3 protein-coding genes and 1 pseudogene are annotated in these 9,652 nt (G+C 44.2%); 2 read left to right on the top strand and 2 right to left on the bottom strand.

Annotation, left to right across the window (positions count from 1 at the left end; translation table 11 throughout):
- Positions 1-70: 70 nt before the first annotated feature.
- Positions 71-1,012, bottom strand: a complete 942-nt coding sequence (locus NST58_RS17030; protein ID WP_339243599.1) for a hypothetical protein — start codon at positions 1,010-1,012, stop codon at positions 71-73.
- A gap of 957 nt (positions 1,013-1,969) precedes the next feature.
- On the opposite strand from NST58_RS17030, the pseudogene NST58_RS17025 reads away from it, so the two are divergent.
- Positions 1,970-3,118 (top strand): annotated as a pseudogene (locus NST58_RS17025) (glycosyl hydrolase family 8); the annotation flags it as partial.
- Entirely contained in the window at positions 3,095-3,811 is a 717-nt protein-coding gene (locus NST58_RS17020; RefSeq protein WP_339248780.1) for a discoidin domain-containing protein, read from the top strand. The pseudogene NST58_RS17025 and the gene NST58_RS17020, both read left to right, overlap by 24 nt.
- A 241-nt stretch (positions 3,812-4,052) precedes the next feature.
- On the opposite strand, the gene NST58_RS17015 is transcribed toward NST58_RS17020, so the two are convergent.
- Positions 4,053-9,608: a hypothetical protein gene (locus NST58_RS17015; protein WP_339243598.1), complete on the bottom strand. Its 5,556-nt coding sequence runs from the start codon at positions 9,606-9,608 to the stop codon at positions 4,053-4,055.
- Between the last annotated feature and the right edge of the window lie 44 nt (positions 9,609-9,652).

The raw sequence follows: 9,652 nt of genomic DNA, 5'->3' as shown, positions 1-9,652 counted from the left end.
TTTATAAAAAATCTGTATCTATGGAAGTCTCAATAGACATAGATTTTTATAAACTTAAAAACTAACTATTCTAGTTCACTACAAACTCACTGAATCGATTACCGTTATACACGATCTTCAATTCATTCGTATTTGCAATTAACGCGCGCAAGTCAGACTCCGCCGATCCGTATAGAATGGAATCTTTCACTTCTTCCAGTTTAAGCTTGGTGATTTCCGGTTTTGTGGTTAATGTAGCAACGACATCCTCACCCATATATTTACCGATTACTGTCTCACCTACAGAAGCAGCAGCTAAAGACTCCCAGAACTTAAGAGACTCGGTATCTTCTTTGGATATATCTAAACGATTTAGCACTTTCTCTTCTTTGACTTGTCCCGCTGTCGCTAACGCAGCCGTTAATTTATCAGCTACACGAATATAATCCGCACTTTTTGATGCATACTCAACTTGTAACTGGGCGTCGCTCATTTTCGTTTTCTTTACCTGGGTTTCTATCAAATCCGGCCAACGGGCGCCACTTAAATATTGCATGTATTGATATAAATCAAACTGAGGCAACCCATAGTAAGTCTCTCCTGAATCATCCATCTTAGCTCGCTTAACATTTTCTTCTTGCATGTCGGATTTAAGCTCATCAAAGCTTTGGTAAGGGGCGATTCCTCGCTTGTCTGCAATAAATTGCTCCTGCTTGGACATTAGCAATGCTGTCATCGCAGAATTTTTGGCGTATTCAGAGGGGGTTTCATGATTTTTGCCGTATTGATATGTCCAGAAGCCCTCATCTACTTGGACCCCATAAGTTCTGAAGAAATAGTCTACCGTTATAGCTCTCTGCTCTTTGACAAAAGATTGAAATTCTTCCTCTGTTACGGCGTATCCATCTACTGTAAATATCCAATTTTCAGGCAGTTCCACCTTTTTGTTAGTTAAGCCCAACATGAGTAAAGCAAGAACAATCAGAGCGGTAAACAAGATAATCACTGTTGGTTTTCGTCTTGTAATCCCCATGACAGCCTCCTCTCCAATATTCAACCTAGCTTTGCATGAAAGCCATGACAGTGAAATTCTTCTCCGTTGCAGGAGAAGTTCCCAAATTTAAATGGTTAGACATTATTGTAAGTTTAGCCACCCCCTAATGTAAGCGCTTATTTAGACTGAATTAGAACAAATTTGACTTATAAAAAACAGTCCTAGTTCGCAACTTTGTGTGTGCTAGGGGATCAATATCTTAAAAAGGAACTGTCGTTTGGTGTAAACGCTTTTATTTATGAATATTAATTTTTAAATTTTATTTACAAACACCTAGACACGGCGAAAATAGTTGTGATACATTTGAGCATAAGTAATGCTGCTGGGTTAGCAATTTCTACCTATAGGTGAAAAGTGACGTTGAGGATGCGATGATTTCCTATTGAAGCGCATATCTTCAAATCTCTTTAGCATATAAGTGAAGTGTCACTTACACCTTAAAGTTAAAGCGCTTAAACTTTATAGGCATGTGTAGCACTAATTGTTAAGCGTCTTACTTTGGAGATCATTCTATAGGGAAGGAGGATTCATTGACGTTAATTAAACTAAGCATCACTTAAGGAGGAATTTTTGTGTACTCATTGAAATCGACCTCAGGCACAATGAAAGTGATAATAGTGACGTTGAGGATGCGATGATTCCTTATCAAAGCGTGTATCTTCAAATCTCTTCAGCATATAAGTGAAATGTCACTTCCGCCTTAAAGTTAAAGCGCTTAAACTTTATAGGCATGTGTAGCACTTATTAGATCATTCTATAGGGAAGGAGAATTCATTGACGTTAATTAAACTAACCATCACTTAAGGAGGAATTTTTATGTACTCATTGAAATCGACCTCAGGCACAATGAAAGTGATGTTACTTGTTATGCTTTCGGCGGTTATGCTTCTATCGACATTAGCCGCACCTGCACCGCTTCAACCAAAAGCTCATGGAGCGGGTGAATTGAAACCGTTTCCTCAACAAGTCAGTTATCCGGGTATCATTAAACCAAACCACGTCAGTCAATCCTCGTTGAACAGTTCAGTAGCTTCCTACTATGACTACTGGAAGGCTACTTATCTTAAAAACAACTTATCCTCGCTGCCAGGAGGATACTATGTAAAAGGTGATATTACTGGCGAAGCGGACGGCTTCGATCCGCTAGGCACATCGGAAGGCCAAGGATACGGTATGGTCATTACTGTGCTTATGGCCGGTTACGATACGAATTCCAGAATAATCTATGACGGTTTGTTCAAAACGGCCAGAGCATTCAAGAGCTCTAACAACCCGAACCTGATGGGATGGGTAGTAGCAGATAATACTGGGGCTCAAGGACACTTCGGTTCGGCAACAGACGGGGACCTTGATATCGCTTACTCCCTTATTCTAGCCGATCGCCAATGGGGCTCGACCGGAACGATCAATTATTTGGCTGAAGCCAAAAAGATGATTGGCGCTATTAAGCTTAGCAATGTGACAACTAACAACAGACTGAACCTTGGTGACTGGGATACGAAGAGCGCCTTGAATACGCGTCCCTCCGACTGGATGCTCAGCCATCTACGGGCTTTCAATGAAGTAACTGGAGATTCAACTTGGCTAAATGTCATCAACAATCTGTATAACGTATATAGCCAATTTACTGCAGCTTATTCGTCTAGAACAGGCCTGATATCGGACTTCGTGGTAGGAAACCCGCCTAAGCCGGCTCCTCAAAATTATTTGGAAGAGTTCCCTGAAACAAATGAATATAACTACAATGCAAGCCGTGTACCGCTTCGTATCGTAATGGATTACGCCTTGTACGGAGATACCCGTGGAAAGGATATTGCCAATAAAATGGTGGTATGGATCAAAGGAAAAGCAAGCAACAATCCGAACAATGTGAAGGACGGTTACCAATTGAACGGTGCGAATCGTGGTACTTATGCAACAGCGGTATTCGTAGCGCCTTTCATCTCCGCAGCGACGACTACCAGCACGCATCAAGCTTGGGTCAATGCAGGATGGGACTGGATGAAGAATAAAAAGGAAAGCTACTTCAGCGACTCCTTTAACATGCTGAACCTACTGTTCATCTCGGGTAACTGGTGGAAGCCTACCTACAGTGCTGCGGATACACAAGCTCCCTCAGATCCAACGAATCTGACCGCAACAGCAACTTCAAGCAGCCAAATCAGTCTGAGTTGGACTCCTTCCACGGATAATGTCGGAGTAACCGGCTATCGGGTATTGCGTGGCGGTTTGGAAGTAGGCACACCTACAGACACATCCTTTAGCGATACCGGTCTTACCGCAGCTACAGCTTACAGCTATACGGTGAAAGCTGTAGATGCCGCAGGCAACCTGTCTGCTAACAGCAATACCGCTATAGCAAATACAAATCCAACTCCTTCTGACAGCACCAACCTTGCGCTAGGCAAGACAGCGGTAGCCAGCTCTATCGAAGGTGCAGGATTTGAAGCTTCCAAGGCAACAGACGGCAACTCTACTACCCGTTGGGCTAGCATGGAAGGAAGCAATAATGAATGGATTTATGTCGATTTGGGTACAACCCAAAGTGTGAACCGCGTCAAGTTGAATTGGGAAGACGCTTACGCTAAAGGCTACAAAGTTCAGGTATCTAATAACGCAACAACATGGACGGATGTTTACGTAACAACGACCGGTAATGGTTCTATTGACGATATTACATTTACTGCAAATAGTGGACGTTACGTCAGAGTGCTGTGTACTGCTAGAGGTACCGTATACGGATATTCGATATTCGATTTTGAGGTTTACGGCTCTTAGTTGAACAAAGCCTGGCGGATATGAATCCGTCAGGCTTTGTTTGTTTAAGCCAGCGACGGTTCTATAAACCATATTACCACTGGATACACAGACATATTGGACTTCACTTCGAATATAGAAAAATAGATCATACTAAATTCCAGGAAATAAAAAAGCCGAATGGATTGTTCTCATCCACTCAGCTCATAAGTTTATTTTACAATAATCTGTATCGTATCACTTTCCGTTGTTCCACTTCCATTCATAAACTCACCGCGATATTGATAGATGCCAGGAGATTTTCCTGAAATTTGTGTAATGGCCGATTGAGCACTTGGTGTTTGTGAAGATAAAGATTGCGTTTCAATAAGTTCGCCATTTCATATAATCGATACTGTTCTGCGTTCGTGCCCCACCACATATTAGCAGTAATACTATAGTCGCCATCTTGATCCCAGTTGTCACTAGACAACACAGGTTTGCCGGGATTCGCCTCAGCCACGGTGACGGTGTGTGGATCACATGAAGTCGTTCCATACAAATTCGATAACTCACATGTATACACATAGGTTCCATTCGGCTTTCCTTGAATAGGAATAATGGAAGTCTGGGCGGCTGGCGAAACATCGGCCAGTGACTTCGTTTGGATCAATTGACCATTCTCGTACAACTTATACAGTGAGCCATTGTTTCCCCACCACATATTCATTGTAACCTCATAATTGCCATCATTTATACCTGTCGCAACACCGCTATTATTCGAAAGTATCGGTTTACCTGGCACCCCATTTGCAAGCAATTCCGGGCTAACGGAATGCCGTTCGAACTTGACTGCATCAGCCCTCGTATAAATCATATCGGCAGGTAGAGTTGGCGGATCTACCGTTGTCGGAGTAACCCTGGTTAGACGAACGTACTCGCTGCCGTCTCCAGTAAAGTCGAACGTTCCTAGATTAACCCAACCTGATGAGCCGACGGTTGCATCAATATACGTAACCTCGGTAACCGACTGATGCTTCACTTCCACTTTGACATAGTTATCGTTTGCCGTCGTATGGACGAGCTTGTAAATGGAGACCGTATATTTCCCCTCTGGGAACTGGCCTTTCCACGTCGCTGATGAACCTTGAACGGTAGAATAACGGGACTTAACCCCAATTTTGTATCCAGCTAAATTGCTTTGGCTCCAAGATCCTTCTGTCGTGTATAACCCAGTCGTATTCGTGCTGTCAACAATAACCGTTAAGTCCCTGATCGCAATTGTCATAGAAGGTGTTGTTAAGGTCACCCCGTCAATCGTTACAGTGGCCCATACCTCAATATGATCCGTTTCTCCGTCGAGACTTAGAAGGGTCAACATACCGCTACTGTCCACTTCAGCCAGATCGGTTCGATCAACGAAATACTGCACATTTGCCTGTGATAGATCACCAATCAGACCGTTATCCAAATAGCCGGTTACGCTTAGTTGTGCGGTTTGAGTCATTTGCAGTTCACCCCGATCCGACAGGATCACCACAGACTCCAATTGCGGCATACTGTTTGGATCCACCCACATCATCGCATCGGCAACTACCCGTGACTTGTTGGCCTTATTGGTTAATTCGACATATCCGCTATCGCCTGCTGCAAAAGGATAATCTCCCAGGTGCACCCAAGTCCCATTGGCCGTTGTCTCATCAACGGTAACCGTCTCGGAGCCTCCACTATAATAAACGGTAAATGAGGCATTCGTTGCCCAATTTTCACTTGTAGCGGTTATTTGCGGAAGCTTGTAATACACACTGTAAGTAACACTTTCCGGCAGCTCAGGCCGCCATTTAATTCTGCTTGTCGCTGTGCCGGCAGTCGATTTGGCGTACACATAGTTATCATAGTAATAGTCGTTAGCCGTTGTATCCCGTATCCAGACGCCTTCTGTCTCTGCCTCCGTATTATCCACAATGATCGATGAACTCTCCTGCCAATCCGGTTGAACTGGAGTTTCTTGTACTTGATCAGGCAAATAGAGTGTCCGCTTGCGGGTCTGTTTCCCATCCGATTCCACATAATAAGTGAAGGTTTGGGATAAATCGTTTACCCGTATCGACCATTCCATCGGATAGATCGTATCTAGAATGGTTGTATACGTTACTCCGCCATCCAAGGAATAATGGATCGTCGCTGGTTTTGTCGTTTTTGCCTGCACATAAGCATCATAGGCCGTTTCGTCGGGCTTGACGATCAGCATACCTTTAACCGCATCTATTGGACTGTGGATATCGAAGAAATAGCTTGCATCCGATGTATCAGCAGTTCTGACCTGGTGCAGCGGCACATCAATGTTGAGTCCTTCTACAATGATAGCGGTTATTCCTTTGCTTGAAACCGTGGCTTGAATGATTCCACCACTCATAACCGCTTGCTCTGGTGTGCCATTGTCGCGGATGATGGTTACGGTATAATCTTGTGCCGGGTTGAACCCAATGATTTGCGCATTCAATTCGATCGGAGTCTGGACTTCAGCTGATGATTCGTTGCTTAACCCGATGTAGAATTTATTCCCGCTCTCTCCCGTTATCCAGTTCAATTGAGGATGGTTGGTCTTGATAATCCCCTTGGGCATCCAGAGCCAAACGTCGGAATTACCGTAAAAATTCCCTGGTTTATTTCCATAGAGGTGATATTTGAACCATAAAAAATTAGTTTCAAAAACAGAAGGAAATGTAATACTACCATTCGATTTCAACGTTTGTTCGCTGATCAAATAATCCATCGTTTGCCCGAGCTGTCCCGGGATATGGTGATAATAGATGGATGTAGCCCCGCTTGGGCCTTCCAGAGGAAACTCTGGCTCAAGTTGGCTAACGGCGAAGCCCTTATAGTAATAACCTGGATAACTAGAATATCGTCCAATAACTGCATTATGAGCAATATCCTGCAGCAGTTTATCACCTGTATAGAGCGACAATCTCAGCATGAATGGAGCTTCCTGAGCATTCATCCGATAATAGCCAGTTGTACTTCCCGCTTCAAACGTCAATCCATTGGGAGAAACAAGCCAACTATCCGCTTGTACGCCTCCGGCTACATCTTCTGGGAGCTTGATCCGAGGATATTGATATTTACCACTTTCCGGCCAATGGAACGACTCCGCGTAATTATACGTCTCAGGCTGCGGAATCGTAACGCTACCTTCAGGAACCGGACGAGCAACGAACATCGTTGCATACCGTTTGGCTTCCTTATAAGCAGCATTCAAGTATTTGGGATCCTGAGTTTCCTCGTAAAGCTCCAAGATCTCCATCCACAGCTTGCTATAATAATAAATGAACTCATTTTTACTCACATTGACGGATGCAGGCGTATCAATTTGCTGCATGATATAGCTGTCGGCTGCATCCTTGGCAGCCTGTAAATACTGCGTATCTCCCGTCATACGATACATCATCAGGGGTTGAATGACAGGACCCCGGTCTTTCTGGTCAGGATCACGCACGAGGTATTCTTCCTGTGCCAGTGCTCCAATTCCTGCCGAAGTACCCATCATCTGATTGAGAGCGGTTACGCTTGAAAAATCAAACGGCAAGGTTGCCATTTTCCATAACGACGGCACACCGTATACTGGCTTTTGCGTAGGCGACCAGCCTATACCATTTCGCGATAAGCCATACTGGACGGACGGCAATGCTCTCGTATCGTAGAGCTGGTCATCCCCAGTCAAATAGTAAGCCCCCAAAAGAACTGCATTCGAGCTTGTTCGAACGCTATCCTCGTTTTCGATGTCAATAAAGCCCTTGGCACGGCTCCACCACCCGCTGGCTGACGGGACATAATCAACAGAGTCATCCCCTTGCGGCTCTATCTTAAGTAAATCGATCATATTGAACATCGCGTCAGTAAGCGACTGATCTGATACATTTTCCCGGTAAGCAGAATAACCGTACTCTTTGCGAAGAATATCCGCGTAGGACTCATACAATTTGCTTTTTTGAGTGATTAGTCCCATATGAAATTGATAAGTGCTTTCTGCGTTCATTTGAGAATAGGTCCCTAATTGAGGAGCGTACAAGATTGGCTGCACGCTGCCTTCGTTGTTGACAAGGCTCATGCCAAGCCTTTGCTTAGTAACGCCTCCCGTCGGTTCAAATTCAACCGGAAGCTCATCCGACGGTACAAATACCCCATATGTCAATGGATTCCCCGAACCGTCATTCTTCTCAATTAGACTCATCGGAGCGCTTAGTTCCCTTAAGCTTGTTGATTCCACTGAACCTACCATTTTGGCGTGTGATCTGAAACCATTTAACACTTCATTGACGTCTGAGATTTGCTCTGTTGTGAAGGACTGATAACCGATTACATAATTGCCATCCTTGCGAGGTGTAAAGGCGAAGGAAACATCAGGTTTGTCCCCTGACATAGACCAGTTCACTTGTAAATCGTAATCGCTTTCATGTGAAGAATCGGTTAATATCGCCGTGTGGCTGTCTGGGAAATTGATCTCGTCGAATGTAATCCAGCGTTTGTTCATCGTATCGTAATAATTGGTTCGACTCCCCGCATTCCCATCCAATAAGACCCATTGTTCTTCAAGTCTTTCCGCCACATTATTAACAGGCATCCAGTTCCCCGTATCCGTATCCTTGTAGAACATATCACGAACGATGGTTTTGCCTTCATCCCAAGCAGCTTCATAAAAGGTAGCCTTATAGCTGGCATTCTCGATGCTGCCTTTTTCCGTGTAACTGAGATTCGCCAATGTACGGCTGCGCAGCGGAGGCAACGGCGGAGCTTGCTGCCGTATATTCCCTTCAAATTTGACCGCATCGGCCCGCGTAATGATTTTTCCGGTCGTAGGTTGTGTTCGAGTCAGTCTGACAAATTCGCTATCATCACCACTGAAATAATAGGACCCCAAATCAACCCATCCGGCCGATGGCCCCGACGAGGGTCTCAGATCCATAAACATGACATCCGTAATCCCATTGTGAACAATTTCGATTTTAACATTACTGTCTGCTTTATCCGCCCAATCAAGCTTGTTGAATGAAATTTTCGCCGTCCCTGCTTCTAATCGCGGATTCCATGTGATGCTTCTTCCTACTGCATCGGTAAATTTGGAACTAGAATTATTATATCCCTTCACTCCCGTACTTGTAGTCCAATCAGGAGCGGAGAACCCGTTATTTGCGTTATCTACATCAGTGGTGACGACATCATCAATCGTGAGGCTTCCATCATCAATGATGATCGTCTTATGAGGCTTTTTTTGCTGAATATTCCCTTCGAACTTGACCGCATCTGCACGAGTAAGTATCGTGCTGGTTGTGCTGGTAGACCGAGTTAATCTAACAAATTCGTTACCAACTCCGGAAAAATAGTACTCTCCCAAATCAACCCATCCCACAGAAGCGCCAAATGAAGGTCTCAAATCCATAAAGAGAACATCCGTCGTTCCATTGTGGACGATTTCAATTTTTACATTGCTATCCGCTTTATCTTCCCAGTTAAGCTTGTATAACGAAATTCTCGCCGTTCCTGCTTCCAATCGTGGATTCCATGATATCGTTCTGCCTGCTGTACTCGTATATTTGGAGCTGGAGTTATCATACCCCTTCACCCCGGTACTTGTGGTCCAATTTGGAGCCGAATATCCGTTGTTCTCGTTACCCACATCAGGTGTCACAACATCATTGATCGTGATGCTCCCGTCATCGATGATAATCGTCTTATACGGTAAGGTCTCTGCATAAGCGGTCCTTATTCCGTCTAGGCTGAAAGGAACTAATATCGTCACGATGAAAACGATTAAGAAAAACAGCTTCCTTTTTATCATACAACTCACAGCCTCCCTTAAGTTGATAACGCTTTCAAAATAAT

It is taken from the genome of Paenibacillus sp. FSL R10-2796, from assembly GCF_037965315.1.
Classification (GTDB): domain Bacteria; phylum Bacillota; class Bacilli; order Paenibacillales; family Paenibacillaceae; genus Paenibacillus_AQ; species Paenibacillus_AQ odorifer.
This window is presented reverse-complemented; position numbering and strand designations above follow the sequence as displayed.